The organism is Frigoribacterium sp. UYMn621 (genome assembly GCF_040549525.1).
GTDB lineage: Bacteria > Actinomycetota > Actinomycetes > Actinomycetales > Microbacteriaceae > Lacisediminihabitans.
In genome coordinates this window covers 198025-215160 of sequence record NZ_JBEPTM010000006.1, presented here as the reverse complement: position 1 = coordinate 215160, position 17136 = coordinate 198025, and the positions used below count along the sequence as shown (strand labels likewise).

The window sequence follows — 17136 nt, the reverse complement described above, 5'->3', positions numbered from 1 at the left end:
AAACTCACCCCGATCGAGTTTGAGACAATCAACATGGCCCTCAACGCCGCATAAAACCACTAACCCAACGAGTCAACTGAACTCGGGGCAGTCCCGTTGCCACAACCCTGGCGAATTTGTCGGGCACGCGGCCAACCTGACAGAGCACCACCAAAACCTCGGTTTCTACCAAATCACCTCAGTCGTCGATCGCGCATACAACTACGAGCGAATCGAAACGTTCCACCTCCCGATGGCCCGCCTTGGTGTCGAGCTTGTTTTCGACTACAAGGCCGAAGACCTCGGTCTCCAAAGCCACTTCAGCGATCTCATTCTGGTAGACGGCAGCTGGTATGTGAATTGGATGCCTACATCGCTCATCGAAGCCTCGCGGAAAGTCGCCGCAACAGAAGTAGCTCGAGACGAAGCCAAGATCATCGTCTATAAGACGGAACACCCCACCAAGAGAAAAGGCCCAAGCCTCGAAGACGTTCAGACCGCCATCAAAATCTTGGCTGAAAGTGAAGAAGCGCTCCCGAGCCTTCAGCAGAACATCGACGCACGCGAACCCTATCGAATGATCCCGAAAGGGCGGCGCGACGTCGACGGTTTCCAGCGGTTCAGCTACCCGCCGCTGAACAAGATGCTCGCGCAGCCCAAGGTTGCGCCAAGTGTGTCCAGCGTGACGATTCCACCGACTCTCCCGATCAACGAAACAGTGGCGTCCGGAAAACAATCCGGACGCAAGCCACGCACAGAGGACCCATCGGCCGCCCACTCCAAACGGCAGGCGATCAAATTCGGGCAGCACCTTCCGCACAAGACCGTCGAATGGCGTCGGCAATACGGAATGCGCAGCCTGGTCGAGAGCTCCAACAACCTCTTGAAAACTGACGCCCACGGCGATATTGGCAATCCGAAGAAGAGGTCGGGACGCGGCTATGCCGCCTTATACATAACGCTCGCATTCTCAGTGGTCACATCGAACCTCAGACGAATCGCGACCTTCTTCAAAGCTGAGGCTCACCGCCTCGAAGACGCAAATTCAGGCTCAGCCGTAAAGCACCGAACGAGGCGACGGCACGACGCGCTCGGTGCGCCGCTGGTTCGATCCCACGACGGAAACCCGCCCGGGCCAACCACCTAGTTCAGACGCAATACCCACGAAGAACCAACACAATTCGGCCTGCCCAGACGCAGGCCGAATTGCTGTTTAACGAGCGAAGACAGGGATTCAGCACCAAGATCACAAACGTTGGCGGCACAAAAAAAGGACCGGGACGACTTTTCAGTCGTCCCGGTCTTTCTTCGATCAATATCCGGAAATTATGACTTACATATCCGGAACGGCCCTCTGTTGCGGGGACAGGATTTGAACCTGCGACCTCTGGGTTATGAGCCCAGCGAGCTACCGAACTGCTCCACCCCGCGGCACGTATAAAAGCTTACCACGCGGGATGGATGTCGGTTTACTTCTCCAGTGCGAACACGTTGTTCAGAGCCGTCACCAGGGCGGCATCCGCCGTGGCGTAGGCGGTGAGGTCGCCCGACTTGAGTGCCGTAGCGCGAGCCGTCAGAGCGGTCTGCACATCGGCGAGTGCGGCCTTGAGCGCGGCGCTCGACACGCCGTTTCCGGTGCCGGGGTCGGTCGTGCCCGTGCCCGTGCCGGTGCCGGGATCCGGCGTCGGTGTCGGCGTGGGCGTCACGCCACCGTCACCCGCGCTCGCTCCGGAGTCTCCCCCGAACAGCGAGTTGAGGGCGGCATCCAGTGTGTCCTCGAACGCCACCTTGTCACCGAACGACACCAGGATCTTCCGCAGGATCGGGTAGCTCGTCTCCGCGTTCGACTTGACGTAGACCGGCTGCACGTAGAGCAGTCCGCCACCGACCGGCACGGTCAGCAGGTTGCCGAGATCGACCGTGGTGTTACCGCGCTGGAGCAGTGCGAGCTGGTTGGCCACAGCGGTGTCGGTGTTGAAGTTGCTCTGCACCTGCCCGGGGCCGGGCACCGAGTTCTGCTTGGGCAGGGCCAGCAGCGTGAGCTTGCCGTAACCGCTGGCCACTTTTCCCTTGGTGTTGCCGGCATCCGCGTTGGCCGCGAGGTAGCCGGTGAGGATGTTGCTCGTGCCGGCCCCCTTCGAGCTCGGGATGTAGGTGGAGTAGAGCGAGAACGCCGACTGCGATGCGCCCGGGAGCTTCATCGTGAGGTAGTACGGCGGCTGGAGGCGAGCCGTCGCGGCTGCCTTCGTCGGGTCGTTCGGCGTGATCCACGCATCGCTCGAGGAGTAGAAGGTGTTCGGATCGGTCACGTGATAGGTGCCGAGAATCTCGCGCTGCACCTTGAACAGGTCCGCCGGGTAGCGCACGTGACTCATGAGGTCGGAGGAGATCGCGCTGATCGGCTTCACCGTCGACGGGAAGATCTTCTGCCAGGTCTTGAGGATCGGATCCTTGTCATCCCAGGCGTAGAGCGTCACCTTGCCGCTATAGGCATCGACTGTCGCCTTCACCGAGTTGCGGATGTAGTTGATGTCATCCAGCGCGAGCTGCGGCGTGGGCGTATAGGTGTCGGCGATGGCGCTGCTGAGCTGTTGGACCGCCGAATACGGGTAGCTGGCGCTTGTCGTGTACCCGTCAACGATCCACTGCACACGACCGTCGACCACGGCAGGATACGGATCGCTGTCGAGCGTGAGGTACGGCGCCGCCTTCTGGATGCGGTCGACGGGGTTGCGCGTGTAGAGGATCTGAGATTGGTCGTTCACGCCGTTGGAGAGGAAGATCTGCTCCGACTGGAACTTGATGGCGTAGATCAGCTTCTTGAACACGTTGTCGAGCTTCGGCCCGCCGTTGCCCGAGAAGGTGGTTGTAGCGTTCTGGTTGGCGTTCGCATCCCCCGCCGGGTAGTCGAGTTCGACCTTGCTTCCGCCCTTCGGCCCGCCGACGATCGAGTACAACGGTGATTCCTCGCCGAAGTAGATGCGCGGCTCGAACTTTCCGAGGTCACCGGTGACGGGGATGCCCGACTCCAGGAAGACGGGAAGGCCTTCGCTCGAGCGCTGGTTGCCGTAGGCCGCGACCACGCCATACCCGTGGGTATACACCAGGGTGTTGTTGTACCAGCTCGGAGCGGCATTGGTGTTGGACTGGTTGAGCTCGCGCACGGCGATGACGGTGTCCTGCGACTTGCCGTTGATCGTGTAGCGGTCGACATCGAGGTACTTGTTGAACTGGTAGTACTGCTTGATGCGCTCGAGCTGGGCGAAGGCATCCGAGACGAGGGCTGGATCGATGATCCGGATCGAGGCGGTCGTCTCGGCGTCGTTGCGCAGCGCACCCTGCTGGGCGTCGGTCTTGGCCGAGTAGGCCTCTTCCTGCACGCTGGCGACACCGTAGGCATCCCTCGTCGCATTGATATTTCTTTGGATGTATGGCGCCTCGAGGGTGCGCACGTTCGGCTCGACCTGGAACTTCTGCACGACCCAGGGGTAGACCGATCCGATGAGCAACCCGCTCACGAGCAGAAGAGCCGTGCCGATGAGCGGAAAGCGCCAGCGGCCGATGACCGCGGTGATGACGAACAGGATCGCGACGACGGCGGCGATCCCGGCAAGGATCTGGCGACCGGGGATGACCGCGGTCGCATCCGCGAATGAAGCACCCTCGAAGAGCGTGCTCGAGGTCTTGGTGCTCAGGGTGGCGTACTGGTCGAGCCAGATGCTCACGGCCTGGATGGCGAGGTAGACGGCGCCCGTGACGGCGAGCTGCACGCGGGCGGTGCGCGAGATGCGCACCTCACGACCGTTGAATCGCAGAGCCCCGTAGAGGTAGCTTGTCGCGATGGCGGCGATGGCGGAGATCAGCACGACCGCAGAGGCGAAGGCGGCGACGGCCTGGTAGAACGGCAGCGCGAAGAGATAGAACGAGATGTCGAGCTTGAACTGCGGATCGACCTTGCCGGAGGGCACACCATTGATCCACTCGAGCGCCAACTGCCACCGGGCGGAGGTCGCGACTCCGGCGAAGAGTCCGAGCACGGCGGGGATTCCCCACATCGCGAGGCGACGAAGAGGTTCGATCACCTGCTGGTAGCGGTCGAGCTGCGCGTTGAGTTTCGCGTAGACCGGTCGACCGCGGAAAGCGATCTCGATGCTCACCAGCACGGGAACGGCCATGGCGAAGAACCCGATGAAGAACATGACGGTGCTGGCCACCCACTGGGTGGTGAGCACCTTGAGGAAGCCGAGCTGCTCGAACCACAGCCAGTCGGTGTAGAGGCTCGCGAAGATGAAGAAGAGGATGACGAGGACCGCGACGACAGCGAGCGTGATCAGGAGGGTCACTCGTGATCGCGATGCAGGGCGGCGTTCTTCGGTGGGGGTAGACGTCACGAAACTGCTCCTGGCTTATGGCGAATGCGATGCGTACCCATCTTAAGGGCTTGGTCTGGGAAGGCGCCTCGGCGTCACTTCGTCGAACAGCTGAGCAGCCCACTCGTGCTCGAGCCAGCCTTGATCGCCTTCAGTGCGGCGAGGGAGTCGTCGAGCGTCTTGACCGCGAGCACCCGGATACCGCTGGGGATGTGCCCGGTCACCTCGTCGCAGTTCGCATAGGGGGCGAGAAACCAGGTGGCGCCTGCGGCCCGAGCCCCGTAGAGCTTCTGGCGGATGCCTCCGATCGGCCCGACGACGCCAGCGCCGTCGATCGTGCCGGTGCCTGCGACTTTCGCGCCGCCGTTGAGAGTTCCCGGCGTCAGCTTGTCGATGATGCCGAGAGCGAACATCTGGCCGGCGCTCGGTCCGCCCACGTTCTCGAGTTGGATCTTCACATCGAAGGGGTAGCTGTAGACGATGGCCGGGAAGATGCCGACGATCGGCACGGAGTCCGGTCCGCCGCTCATCTCCGGTGTCACCTTCACGGTCTCCTGCACTCCCCCGCGCTCGATGACGATGTTCACCGGAGTGCCCGCACCGGACTTGGCGATGATCGCGCGGAGACCGAGCACGCTGTCCGTGGTCTGACCGTCGACGCTGACGATGGTGTCGCCCTTCTTCAGGATGCCGGTCGACGGCGACTTCGGCGACAGCCCCCCGACGGTGAGCGAGGCTGGCAGGGTGTAGCCGAGATGAGTGAGGGCCGCGGCCACGGCATCCTTCTGGGAGTTCTGCATGTCGACGGTCGCCTGCGCGTTCGACTGTTCGACGGAGGTACCCACCGGGTACACGGCATCCACCGGCAGCACGGCTTTGCTCGAGTCGAGGTAGGCCTGGGCCACCTCGAACCAGCTCGGCGGCTGCTCGCGGCTCCCGGCGATGTTCACCGTGAGCATGTCGAGCGACCCGGCAGTCGCGTAGGTCTTCTGGCCCGGGATCTCGATCATCGGCACCTGCTTGCTGCCGTTGGCGACCGTGCCGAGGGTGTTGAAGACCGGTCCCGGCTGCTCGATCACGTAGGGCGCGGGAACGAGCGTGAAGGCGAGGGTGCCGAACACGGCGGCTCCGAGCAGGATCCAGCCCAGCATGGTGATGCGACGTCGGGCCGGGGATCGCCCCTGACCCTGCCGGTCGTCGATGAACAGTGCCACCGGGGTCCTTTCTGTGGAGCTGTTCGCCACGGGCGCAGAGCAGCCTGACGCGACGAACTCGATACACACACCGCGCGCAGCGTGCAGCGGCTAGCGTAGTTGCCATGCCTGAAGATTCGGCCCAGAACCCGGAAGACGAATTCCGCGACATGCTGAGCCAGTTCCTCTCCGGAAACGGAGACATCGACCCCGCGCGCCTCGCCAGTGCCGCGGGGCTGCCGAACGACCCGGAGATGATCCGCAACCTCATCGGGCAACTGCAGAGCGCGATGCAGTCGAGCGGTGACGGGATCAACTGGGATCTCGCTCTCGAGCAGGCGAAGACGCTGGCCGCGAAAGACGTCGTGGCCACTACCCCGGCCGATCGCTCGTCGCTCGAGCAGGCCTTCCACGTCGCGGCGCTCTGGCTCGACGAGGCGACCTACGTCTCCGAACTCACCTCCACCCCGCGGCTGATGTCGCGCACCGAGTGGATCACCGCCACGATGCCGATCTGGACGCAACTGGCCGAACCGGTGGCACTCAGCATCGCCAACTCGCTCACCCAGGTGCTGCGCGACCAGGCGCCAGAAGAGATGTCCGGAATGATCGAGGGCGCATCCAAGCTGATGCGCAACGTCGGCGGCACACTCTTCGCGATGCAGCTCGGCCAGGTCGTCGGGCAGCTCGCCGGCGAGGTGGTCTCCGGGGGCGACATCGGAATCCCCCTGCTGGGCGCGCTGTCGGATTCCGACCAGCAGGCCGCGATCCTGCCACAGAACGTCGCTGCCTTCGGTGACGGACTCGACATCGAGCGTGACCAGGTGCAGCTCTACCTCGCGGTGCGCGAACTCGCCCACGCCCGGCTGTTCCGTCACGCGAAATGGCTGCGGCTGCAGCTGATGACCTCGATCACCGAGTTCGCCCAGGGCATCCGCATCGACACCGATCGACTCGAGCAGCTCGCCGCGGACTTCGATCCCTCCAACCCGGAAGAGCTGCGTGAGGCGATGGTGAGCGGAGCGCTCATCCCGCCGAAGTCCGAGTCGCAGCTCGCGGCCCTCGGGCGCCTCGAGACCGTCCTCGCCCTCATCGAGGGCTGGGTGGATGTCGTGACAGCCCAGGCCACCGCCCGCCTGCCGAAGTCCGATGCCATAGCCGAGACCGTCCGTCGGAGGCGCGCCGCCGGCGGGCCGGCAGAATCCGCGTTCTCCACGCTCGTGGGGCTGGAGCTGCGGCCTCGCCGCCTGCGCGAGGCCGCGGCGATGTGGCAGAAGATCACCGACGAGGTCGGCGACGAAAAGCGTGACTCGCTCTGGTCACACCCCGACCTCCTTCCCGGTTCCGAAGACATCGACGACCCGACCGCGCTCATCGCGAGGCTCTCCGGACCGGATGCCTCGGCCGACGACATCGACCAGGCGATCGAAGACCTGCTCAACGACGACCGCGACGATCGCCCGCACGAGGCCGACGACGGCACCGCGGAGGACCCGAAGCGCTGACTGTCGGCCGCCTGTGGATGGCGCGCGACGCCGAACCACCGGTCGGGGCACCATTGCGTGCATGGTCCTCAGACTCGATCCCCGCCTCCCGCTGATCTGGCGCACGCCCCAGAGCCTCCAGTTCGGCCTTGACCATCCTCGCGTGGTGCTCGAGGCGGTCTCCGCCGCCGATGAGAGGGTGATCGCGGCGCTCGTCACGGGGGTGAGCGGCCCGGGGGCCCGCATGATCGGTCGATCGGCGGGCCTGGACGACCCGGCCTTCGACGCCCTGATGCGCGCCCTCGCGCCGGCCCTCGAACGCCCGGCCCTCGAACATCCGGTCCAGAGGCCGTGGCCCGCATCGGCGCTGGTCAGCGGCGAGGGAGAGACCACGCGCCTCATCCGCGCCATGCTCGAGACCGCCGGGATGGCGCTGATCCCCGATGAGCAGGACGCCGAGCCGGAGATCGCGGTGATCGTGGCTCACTTCGTGATCGAACCGGAGGATCACGGCAGGTGGCTGCGCCGCGACATCCCCCACCTCGCCGTGGTGATCGGAGACGAGACCGTGCGCATCGGTCCGATCATCCGACCGGGAACCGGACCCTGTCTGCACTGCCTGGAACGCCATCACACGGACGCCGATCCGGCCTGGCCCGCCATGGCCTCGCAACTCTGGCATCGGCGCAGCGGTCTCGACTCCTCCCTCGTCGCCCACGAGGTCGCCTCGACCGTGGCGCGCCTCGTGCTCGCACAGCGGGTCGTGCACCGCATCGAACCGCTGACATCGATCGAGATCGATGCGGCGACGGGCGAACGGATGCTGCGGGAGTGGCAGACTCACCCGGACTGCGGCTGCGCCTCGCTCTCCGCCTGAGCCGTTCGCGGCACGACCCGCCTTGCCACCGCAACGGCACCGATGGCGAACAGCACCGCGATGCCGAAGCTGCCGGCGAAGGCGAGAGAGCCGCCGCCGGAGGATCCCGACCGGTCAAGAGCACCGAAGACGACCCCGGTGAGCGCGAGGGCGATGGCGGCGCCGAGAGAGTCCGAGATGGACAGCGCCGAGCTATTGAAACCCTGCTCCGCAGTGCGAGAGAGACCCAGGGTCATGACGCTCGTGCGCGGGTAGACGAGCCCCATGCCTCCGCCGCCGACAACCCAGCCCAGGATGATCACGGCCGGATTGAGATGAAGGGCCGCCGAGGCGAAGGCGACCATCACCGCCGCGAGCACCAGCCACATGCCGACGCTCATTCCCGTCGCCGGGCGCAGGCGATCGCCGAGGTGACCCTGGAGCCAGGAGGTGCCCGACCACGCCAGCGCCGATCCGGTGAGCGCGAGCCCGGCGAAAGTGGGCGAGAAGTCGTAGCGCTGTACGAGGAGGTAGGGAAGATAGACCTCTGCCCCGAGGAACGAGGCAGAGGCGAGGCCGCGCAGCAGGATGACGGTGGGCAGTCCTCGGCGGGCGGTGAGCGTTCCGCGCGGCAGGAGCGGGCGCACCGCCCCCACAGCAAGCAGCAGCGCCGCGAGCGGAACGAGAACGGCGGCGAGCCCGCCGATGTCGACCGACAGGTTGACCACGAGCACCGCGATCGCGGCGAGCACGGCCCAGCCGATGCGACCGGGGTTCCACGCGGCCGTGCCGGGTTCCGGCGGCTGAAGCCGCAGCATCCGCGCCGCCGGAGTGAGCATGACCACGGCGACGACCACGAGCCCCACGACCCCGAGGAACACCCAGTGCCAACTCCAGAGTTGGGCGACGAGGCCGGCGATGAACGGCCCGATGAGCGAGGGCACGATCCAGGCGGCGGCGAAGCTGGCGAAGATGCGCGGCATCAGCACCGGCGGATAGAGGCGGGCGACGACCACATAGAGCGCGACGGTCATCGCGCCACTCCCGAACCCCTGCACGAGACGACCCGCGACGAAGACTCCGATGGTGGGCGCGCTTCCCGCCACGAGCAGACCGAGACCGAAGAGCGCAGCGGACACGTAGAGCGGCAGCACCGGTCCCGAACGATCTGACCAGTTGCCGGCGATCACCATACCGATCACGGCGGTGGAGAGCGGACCGGCGAAGGCGAGGGCGTACAGGCTTGCGCCGTCGAGATCCCGGCTGATCACCGGCATGATCGTGGTGACCGCGAGGGATTCGAAGGCCGCGAGGAAGACGAGCGCGCTGCTGCCGACGGTCACCCAGAGATAATGGGCGCCGAAGATGCCCTCTCTTCCGGCGCGCCCGGTTCCCGCCAGCCGGCTCATGCGAGTCCGGCGAGAAAGCGGGACGCGCGGCGGTCGGGTCCGCGGCCGGACGAGCCGGACGACCACGACAGGTGCAGGCGGCGGCGGGCGCGCGTGATGCCGACGTAGAGCAGGCGACGCTCCTCTTCGACGGCTCGTTCCGTCTTCGCGTAGGTGATCGGCAGGTAGCCGTCACTCAGCCCAACGAGGTAGACGGTGTCCCACTCCAGCCCCTTCGCGGAATGCAGGGTCGCGAGGGTGACCGCGGCCATCGTCGGCTCATGCTGGCTGGCCGCGCGCTCGAAGAGCTCGTCGACGAACGACCGGAGCGACGTGCCGTCGGCGGATGCCTCGGCCAGCCCCATCACCGCGTTCAGGGATTCCCAGCGATCCCGCACCGCCCCTCGCACCTCGGGTGCATCCTGGGTCCAGCCGAGGGACCGCAGCACGTCGCTGACCGTCTTGAAGAGGGGTTCGCGCGTCGCGCCGACCACCGCGCCCTTCAGCATCATCAGCGCCTGCTTCACCTCTTGCTGTTCGAAGAAGCGGGTTCCCCCGCGCAGTTGGAAGCTCACCCCGGCGTCGGCGAGGGCCGCTTCGAGCGGCGCGGACTGCACGTTGATGCGGAAGAGGATGGCGATGTCCTGCGGACGAGCCCCACCCGCGATCGCCGCGGCAACCTGGTCCGCGATCGCCCGGGCCTCGGCGACTTCGCTCGGAAAGCTCGTGACCGTTGGCGTGGCCTTCGCTGCCGCCTCCGGGGTGCCGGTCGAGGCTCGAAGGGCCAATGCTCCGGGACGACCGCGCATCAGCTGGTTCGCCAGGCCGACGATGGGCGGGCTCGACCGGTAGTTCTGTTCGAGCCTCACGACCGCTGCCTCGCGAAAGCGAGTGGGGAATCCGAGGAGGAAGTCGGCGGATGCGCCGGCGAAGGAGTAGATCGTCTGGCTCGCGTCGCCGACGACGCAGAGGTCCTGCCGGTCGCCGAGCCAGAGATCGAGAAGCGACTGCTGCAGCGGCGAGACGTCCTGGTATTCATCGACGACGAAGAAGCGGTATTGCTCGCGCACCTGCTGCGCGACCCGCGGTTCGGCTTCGATCATGCCGGCGGTCGCGAGCAACACGTCCTCGAAGTCGAGCTGGCGGCGCTCATCCTTCACCGATTCGTAGGCGCGGTGGATGGCGACCATCTTGTCGGCGTCGAGGGCAGAGGGCAGCACGCGTTGAGGCAACACCGCCGCGTACTGGTCGAGCGTGAGACGCGACACCTTGCGCCACTCGATCTCCGCCGCGAGGTCGCGGAGCGTCGCTGTGTCGAGTTTGAGTCGGAGAGTCTCCGCGGCCTGGGCGATCACGCGGCCCTTGCTGTCGAGCAGCCGCGGCATCTGGCCGCCGATGACCTCCGGCCAGAAGTGGCCGAGCTGGGAGAGGGCCGTTGCGTGGAAGGTGCGCGCCGCGACACCGGTGGCCCCGAGCTGGCGCAGCCGTCCCCGCAGCTCCGCCGCAGCGCGGGAGGTGAAGGTGAGGGCCATGACCCGGTCGGGGGCGTAGACCCCCGTCGCGACGCCATAGGCGATGCGGTGGGTGATGGCGCGAGTCTTGCCGGTGCCGGCACCGGCGAGCATGCACAGCGGACCGAGCAGGGTCTCTGCGGCGATGCGCTGCTCGTCGTCGAGGGCTTCGAGCAGTGATTCGGCGGAGCTCACCACTGCCGGTGGTCGACGATGGGACCGCCATACCAGTGCTCGATGATCGCCCGGGCGATGGAGGTGTGGCCGGGAAGGCCGATGTCGTGGAGGGATGCCGCGAGCTCGTCCCGGCTGAACCAGCGCAGATCGAGGATCTCCGCGCCATCCGGCGTGAGGATCGACTCAAGGGCCGGATCGACCCTGGCCATGAAGCCGAGCATCAGCGAGGCCGGGAATGGCCACGGCTGCGACCCCAGATAGACGGGATCGACCACACGGATGCCCGACTCCTCGAACACCTCGCGCGCGACCGCACTCTCGAGCGACTCCCCCGGCTCGACGAACCCGGCGAGGAGAGAGTAGCGATTGGCCGGCCACATCGCGTTGTGGCCGAGCAGGATTCGGTCTTCGGCATCCACGATCCCCACGATGATGGCGGGGTCGGTGCGGGGGAACACCTCGCGCCCGTTCTCGGTGTCGGTGCGCACCCAGCCGCCCTGGCCGGAGACGGTCGCCATGCCGGTGCGCGGGGAGAAGCGGTGCGAGTCGTGCCAGTTCGCTAGCGCGAGCGCGGCAGTGAACAGTCCGGCATCGCGATCGCTGAAGGTGCTGCCGAGTGCTCGGAGGTCGCCCCAGCGCTCGGACTCCGGCGACGCGAAGGACTCCGCGGCGGCGTCGTCCACGATCACGGCGACCACCGGGTCACCCGGCGAGTCCGATCCGAGCGATCGTCCGAGGTACAACCGCAGTGCGGAGTCGATTTCGGCGTGGTGGGGGAGAAGATCGAGCGCGCCACTCGGGTCGAGCAGTGCCTTGCCCTTCCAGAGCACGAGCTGAAGCATCCGCGGATCGCGACGAAGGGTTTCGAACAGGTCGGGGTCGCTGCGCGAGAGATAGTCGCGATCGAGGCCGTGGCGTGAGAGCGGCAACGCCGACACGGGGAGGGGGGACAGGTAGGACGGCGAACCAGCGTCTGTAGACACAGGGTCGATTGACATGGGGCACCAATCATCGAAGGGGGCGGGAAAGGCGTGGCGTTCGGCACCGGCCGCCGGAGGACGACCTACCCTGTGAGGTATGGCCAGATCCCATCTCACTCTAGCCGCGCTCGCAACCTCGGCTGTTGCCGGACTCGATGTCGCTGAGGCCAGTGGTTTCGGGTCGGGTACCCACGGCGATTTCGAGTCGGCGCTGCTGACCACACGCGATGGCGCGCACTGGATCATCCGTGTTCCCACCTCCGAGCGCGCCGAAGCCGAACAGTCGGCAGACCTCGTCTCCCTGCGCGCGCTGAGCACCGGCGTGCGCGCGCGCCTGCCGTTCGCCGTATCGAGCTACGCGGGCCAGACGCCCATCGGGGGCACCCGTGCCGTCGTCTACGACTTCGTCTATGGATCTCCCGTCGACCTCGCCGCGATCACCGATGGCAGCCCCCTCGCCCCGTCTCTCGGTCGCGCCATCGCCGCGATCCACACCCTTCCGACCAGCTTCGTCGCGGACGCCGGTCTTCCCGTGCTCAGCCCCGCGGAGATCTTGCGCTCGACGATCACCATCATGGATCGGGCGAGCGCGACGAACCTGGTGCCGGCCGCGCTGCTCGGTCGATGGGAGAAGGCCACGGAAGACGGTCCGCTCTGGCAGTTCGCCCCCACCGTGATTAACGGCGGACTCTCGGCTGAATCCTTCCTCAGCTCCGACGAGGAGGTCACCGGCCTGCTCGGCTGGCAGTCGCTGAGCATCGGGGATCCGGCGCGCGACCTGTACTGGCTCCTCGGCGCGAGAGGCGGATATGTCGCCGAGGCTGCCTTCGATGCGTACAACGAGGCGCGCGGATCGAGTGACCGCCAGGTGAAGCATCGCGCGATGCTCTATGCCGAGCTCGAGATCGCCAAGTGGTTGCTGCACGGCACCCAGGAACGCAGCACCGAGATCGTGGATGACGCGGTGCAGATGCTGCACGGCCTGGTCGACACCGTGCAGAACGACCTCGACCAGACCCTCAGCCATAACACCATGCCGGTGATGGCCGTCGATGAGGTCGAGGCCATGCTGGATCGCGACCAGCGCTCCTGAGCCTGCCGCGGCGTTCGGAGCGGTCTCCCCTCGCCCCCCCCCCCCCCGAATCCGCCGCTCCCCGGATCGACTCGGGAGTTGTTGCGACTTTTCAGTCGTTGAAGTCGTAACAACTCCCGACTCGATTCGCTCGAGCACTCGAAAGGTGAGGGCCTCGATCCCGAAGCGCCGTAGCGTGCCTGCCGCGGCACGGATCGCCTCGTTAGCCGTTGCTGCCGCCCGCGCCGCCGGCTCCAGTCCCGCCGGCACCGCCCAACCGGCCGCCGATGCCGCGGGTACCCTCCGAGACGCTGGTCGCCGCGATGTCTCCGGTGGAGCCCGTCGCGCCGATGACCGTGACCGCCTGGCCGGCCTTGAGGTCGGACACACTGGCGGTCGAGGTCTTCGTCACGCGGGTGCTGTTCGAGATCGTCACGGTCTTCTGGGTTCCGTCCTTGGCCTTCACGACCATCGTGGTGCCGGAGATCGAGACTATGGTGCCCGAGGTGAATCCTCCGCCGGCGAATCCCGCGCCGCCGGCACCGCCGGTCCCGCCGTTGAGGCCGCGAGGGAATCCGCTCGCCGCGGCGCCCTGGGCGGATGACGATGACGCGGTGGCGTGTCCGATCAGCACCCCTCCGAAGACCCCCACCACCAGCACCGCGATGAGGGCGAGCGTCGGCGTGAGCCACTTGCGACGCGCCGTTGGCGTGGCTGCTCCCGCCGAAAACGCAGGAGATTCGCCGGCAGGAGCGGGGTTTGTCGGCGGAATGGTGTCAGTCATGGCGAAAGTCCTTCGTTTTGGGTGGGATGGGGTGGGTCAGATCGCGCGGAGGGCCTGGATGGGTCGCATCGCGGCGGCGCGCGCCGCGGGATAGACCCCGAAGAACACGCCGATGGCGACGGAGACTCCGAGCGCCAGCGGGATCGAATACGACAGCACGACCGGTTGCGTGCCGTTGACCGGGAACTGTGCCCCGATCAACGCGACGATGACACCGAGCACGCCGCCGAGCAGGGTCAGCGTCGCCGCCTCCGCGAGGAACTGGCCGAGGATCGCCCCGCGAGTCGCCCCGAGAGCCTTGCGGATTCCGATCTCACGGGTGCGCTCGGTGACCGTCACGAGCATCACGTTCGTCACCCCGATGCCCCCGACCAGCAGGCTGATCGCCGCGACGGCGCCCAGGAGAACCGTGAAGCTCGCCGCGCTGGTGGCTGCGGTCTGCAACAGGGAGCCCTGGTTGATGATCGTGTACGGCTCATTCGCCGTGGTCGTTCCGAGAAGCTGGTTGAGCATCACCTCGACCTCGCCCTGGGCCGCCGTGACCGCATCGGCGCTCTTCGCCTCGACGGTCAGCGAACTGACCGCGCCGTATCCCGTGAACGAGGCCTGGATGCGGCTGATCGGAGCGATGATCACCGAGTTCGGGTCGGTGAATCCCACGCTGCCCTGTTGGGCGAGGATTCCGACGATGGTCAACGGGGTTCCCCCCACGGTCACCTGTTGGCCGAGGGGCGAGCCAGAGGGGAACAGCTGGGTGGCGAGCGTCTGCCCTATCACCGCAGTCTTCGCCGACGCGGTGACGTCGGCCGCCGTGAACGCCGAGCCCGCTGACACCGAATTGGTGCCGACCGTGAAGTAGGCGGGCGTCGTCCCGATCACCGAGATGGAGGTCTCGGAGGCTGTCGAGGAGGCCACGGTGAGGCTGCCCGCCACCTGCGGGATCACCTCCTTCACGTGCCCCAGTTTCGCGGCCTGGATCTGCGTGCCGACCGTCGTGGTGATCTGCTTCGTCGAGCTTGCGCCGCTCCCCCCTCCCGTCGGGCGCACGGTGAGGGTGTTGGTACCCAGTTGCGAGATGGCGGAGTTCACGGTCTGGGCGGAACCATTGCCCACCGCGAGGAGCAGGATCACGGAGGCGACACCGATCATCACGCCAAGCAGAGTGAGGATCGATCGCAGCTTGTTCGCCGTGATGCCGCGGAGGGCGGAAAGGATCATCTCGGCGACGCTCACGGTCGCACCCCCGCAGCGTGGATGCGCGCCGAGGTGCGGTCGGCCACGATGAGGCCGTCGCTGAGGGTGATGACCCGGTGGGACTGTTCGGCGACATGAGCCTCGTGGGTGATGACGATGATCGTTCGCCCCTCGAGCGCCAGCAGGTTGAACATCTCGAGGATCTCGTCGGTCGAGGTGCTGTCGAGGTTTCCGGTCGGTTCGTCGGCGAGCACGAGAGTCGGGGAGGTGACGAGAGCCCGGGCGATGGCGACGCGCTGCTGCTGCCCTCCCGACAGCTCCTGCGGTTGATGGCTGGCGCGCGATCCGAGACCGACAGCCTCGAGGGCGTCGAGGGCCCGCTCCCGGCGTTCCGCCCGGCCGACCCTGGCGTAGACGAGAGGCAGTTCCACGTTCGCGAGCGCCGACATCCGCGGCACCAGGTTGAATGACTGGAACACGAAGCCGATCTGCTGGTTGCGGATGCGGGCCAAGGCGTTCTCGTCGAGTGTCTTCACGTCGTTGCCTGCAAGCGTGTAGGTACCGGATGACGCGACATCCAGGCATCCGAGCACATTCATCAGGGTGGATTTGCCCGATCCTGAGGGTCCCATGATCGCCACGTAATCGCCTTGCGCCACGTCGAGACTGACGCCGCGAAGTGCGTGCACCGCGGCATCCCCCGTGCCGTAGACCTGGGTGATGTCGGCCAGCTGAACGACGGGATCCGCGGCGCGGTCATCGGAGAGCGACATCAGTTTCCTCCCCGGTTGCCCGTGCCGCCGGTCCCGCCCGTACCGCCGCCGAATCCGCCGCCTCCGGTACCCGTGCGGGTTCCGAAACCGCCACCTCCGCCGCCGAACCCGGTGCGACCCGTGCCCGCGGTGCCGGTCGTCGTGGGGATGACCACGCCGAGCGAGACCGTCTGGCCCGCTTTCAGACCGGTGAGGACCTGCGTGCCCGCGTTGCCGACGATGCCGAGGGTCACGGTGACCGGGGTGACCTTTCCGGTGCTGCCGACGACCTTGACACTCGACACTCCGTTCGCGGTGGTGATCGCGGCCGCCGGAACGTAGAGCGCATCCGCCGCAGAGCTCTTCGTGGTGATCGCGACCGACGCCGTCTGGCCGAGCCGCAGGCCGGTGGGGATCGAGGCGAGGGTGATGGTGGTCGCATAGGTCACCACCGAGTTGCTCGTCGTCGCGGTCGGTGCGATGGCCGTGACCGTGGCGTCGGCCGTCTCCCCCGGCACGGCCGGGAAGGTCACCACCGCCTTCTGGCCGACGGTGACGGCGGCGATGTCCGCCTCGGCGATGCTGGCGCTCACGGTCATCGCCGAGACATCGGCGATCGTGGCAAAGCCCGCGCCAGACGCGGAGCCCGACGAGGAGCCAGACGAGGAGCCCGACGAGGAGCCCGACGCGGAGGTCGACCCGGAACCCGCGGCCTGCCCGACCGAACCGCTGAGCGAGACGACCAGTCCCGCGATCGGAGAGCTGAGAGTCGCGGCCGCCAGATTCGCCTCATCCCTCACGAGGTTCTGGGAGCTCGTCGTCACCTGGTCGAGAGCCGTGGCCACCTGCTGCTTGGCACTGTTGACGCTCGAGACCGCCTGGGCCGCGGAGGTGGTGGGAGTCGACGGCGCGGACTCGGTCGCGGTGAGCGACGCCACCGCGTTGGCGTATTGCGACTTGGCCTGCGAGTACAGCGTCGAGTCGTTGTTCACGGTCTGCTGCAGCGGCGCCGTCTGCAGCGTGCCGAGCACCTGGCCGGCGGTGACGCTCTGGCCCAGCGAGACATTCACCGAGGCGATCGTGCCAGAGACGGCGAAGGAGGCGGTCGCCTCCGACACGGGTGCCACCGATCCGCTCGCCGTGATGGTGTTGCTGACCACGCCCTGCTGCACCGTTGAGGTGAGCTGGGTCGCTGTGCTCGAAGAACCGGCCACCGGGAACACGAAGAAATACGCGCCGACGAGTGCGCCGATGATCACCACGGCGAGCACGATGTTGATCACCACGGGTTTGCGAATTGTCATTTTCGCAAACTGGTCGCTCAAGCTATGAAAGCTGTATGAGCAGGCTGAGTGCGCTGCGAACGTTTCTGAGAGAACGCAGAGAAGGGTGGCGG

General features: G+C 66.7%; 13 protein-coding genes and 1 tRNA gene. 4 read left to right on the top strand and 10 right to left on the bottom strand.

Features of this window, described 5'->3' with window-relative positions; translation table 11 throughout:
• The coding region (locus ABIB54_RS12220; protein WP_354575790.1) for an SPX domain-containing protein at nt 1-1126 on the top strand (1126 nt) is incomplete at its 5' end.
• A 210-nt stretch (nt 1127-1336) separates the two neighbouring features.
• Here the strand turns inward: ABIB54_RS12220 and ABIB54_RS12215 are convergent.
• From ABIB54_RS12215 to ABIB54_RS12205, 3 genes are all read right to left on the bottom strand, one after another.
• Nucleotides 1337-1410 (bottom strand) — tRNA-Met (locus ABIB54_RS12215).
• Between the two features lie 38 nt (nt 1411-1448).
• The gene (locus ABIB54_RS12210) at nt 1449-4370 is read right to left on the bottom strand and encodes a UPF0182 family membrane protein (protein ID WP_502917126.1); all 2922 of its coding nucleotides are present in this window, start codon (nt 4368-4370) and stop codon (nt 1449-1451) included.
• Between the two features lie 74 nt (nt 4371-4444).
• Complete coding sequence (locus ABIB54_RS12205) at nt 4445-5563, bottom strand: YlbL family protein (RefSeq protein WP_354575788.1); 1119 nt, start codon at nt 5561-5563, stop codon at nt 4445-4447.
• A gap of 104 nt (nt 5564-5667) precedes the next feature.
• On the opposite strand from ABIB54_RS12205, the gene ABIB54_RS12200 reads away from it, so the two are divergent.
• Both ABIB54_RS12200 and ABIB54_RS12195 read left to right on the top strand, forming a co-directional pair.
• Nucleotides 5668-7047 (top strand): zinc-dependent metalloprotease, encoded by a 1380-nt coding sequence (locus tag ABIB54_RS12200; RefSeq protein WP_354575787.1) that lies wholly within the window; start codon nt 5668-5670, stop codon nt 7045-7047.
• Between the two features lie 61 nt (nt 7048-7108).
• The gene (locus ABIB54_RS12195; RefSeq protein ID WP_354575786.1) at nt 7109-7903 is read left to right on the top strand and encodes a hypothetical protein; all 795 of its coding nucleotides are present in this window, start codon (nt 7109-7111) and stop codon (nt 7901-7903) included.
• On the opposite strand, the gene ABIB54_RS12190 is transcribed toward ABIB54_RS12195, so the two are convergent.
• From ABIB54_RS12190 to nudC, 3 genes are read right to left on the bottom strand one after another with little or no spacing between them, the layout of a single operon-like run.
• On the bottom strand, nt 7867-9291 hold the full coding sequence (locus ABIB54_RS12190) for an MFS transporter (protein ID WP_354575785.1): 1425 nt from the start codon (nt 9289-9291) through the stop codon (nt 7867-7869). The two genes, ABIB54_RS12195 and ABIB54_RS12190, sit on opposite strands and share 37 nt — an antisense overlap.
• Nucleotides 9288-10979 carry an ATP-dependent helicase gene (locus ABIB54_RS12185; RefSeq protein WP_354575784.1) on the bottom strand — a complete coding sequence of 564 codons (1692 nt, stop codon included), beginning with the start codon at nt 10977-10979 and terminating at the stop codon, nt 9288-9290. Before ABIB54_RS12185 ends, ABIB54_RS12190 begins: the two co-directional genes overlap by 4 nt.
• The gene (gene nudC, locus ABIB54_RS12180) at nt 10973-11956 is read right to left on the bottom strand and encodes an NAD(+) diphosphatase (protein WP_354575783.1); all 984 of its coding nucleotides are present in this window, start codon (nt 11954-11956) and stop codon (nt 10973-10975) included. Before nudC ends, ABIB54_RS12185 begins: the two co-directional genes overlap by 7 nt.
• A gap of 79 nt (nt 11957-12035) precedes the next feature.
• Between nudC and ABIB54_RS12175 the strand changes: the two genes are divergently transcribed.
• The gene (locus tag ABIB54_RS12175) at nt 12036-13031 is read left to right on the top strand and encodes a phosphotransferase (RefSeq protein WP_354575782.1); all 996 of its coding nucleotides are present in this window, start codon (nt 12036-12038) and stop codon (nt 13029-13031) included.
• A 202-nt stretch (nt 13032-13233) separates the two neighbouring features.
• Here the strand turns inward: ABIB54_RS12175 and ABIB54_RS12170 are convergent, their stop codons facing one another.
• The 4 genes from ABIB54_RS12170 to ABIB54_RS12155 are packed head-to-tail and all read right to left on the bottom strand — an operon-like array spanning nt 13234 to nt 17044.
• Entirely contained in the window at nt 13234-13794 is a 561-nt protein-coding gene (locus ABIB54_RS12170; RefSeq protein ID WP_354575781.1) for a hypothetical protein, read from the bottom strand.
• 36 nt (nt 13795-13830) lie between these two features.
• A complete protein-coding gene (locus ABIB54_RS12165; protein WP_354575780.1) occupies nt 13831-15027 on the bottom strand; it encodes an ABC transporter permease in 1197 nt (398 codons plus the stop codon).
• Nucleotides 15024-15761, bottom strand: coding sequence for an ABC transporter ATP-binding protein (locus ABIB54_RS12160; RefSeq protein ID WP_354575779.1), 738 nt, complete (start codon nt 15759-15761; stop codon nt 15024-15026). The genes ABIB54_RS12165 and ABIB54_RS12160 overlap by 4 nt, the downstream gene beginning before the upstream one ends.
• The gene (locus ABIB54_RS12155; protein ID WP_354575778.1) at nt 15761-17044 is read right to left on the bottom strand and encodes an efflux RND transporter periplasmic adaptor subunit; all 1284 of its coding nucleotides are present in this window, start codon (nt 17042-17044) and stop codon (nt 15761-15763) included. The genes ABIB54_RS12160 and ABIB54_RS12155 overlap by 1 nt, the downstream gene beginning before the upstream one ends.
• Nucleotides 17045-17136 lie beyond the last annotated feature (92 nt).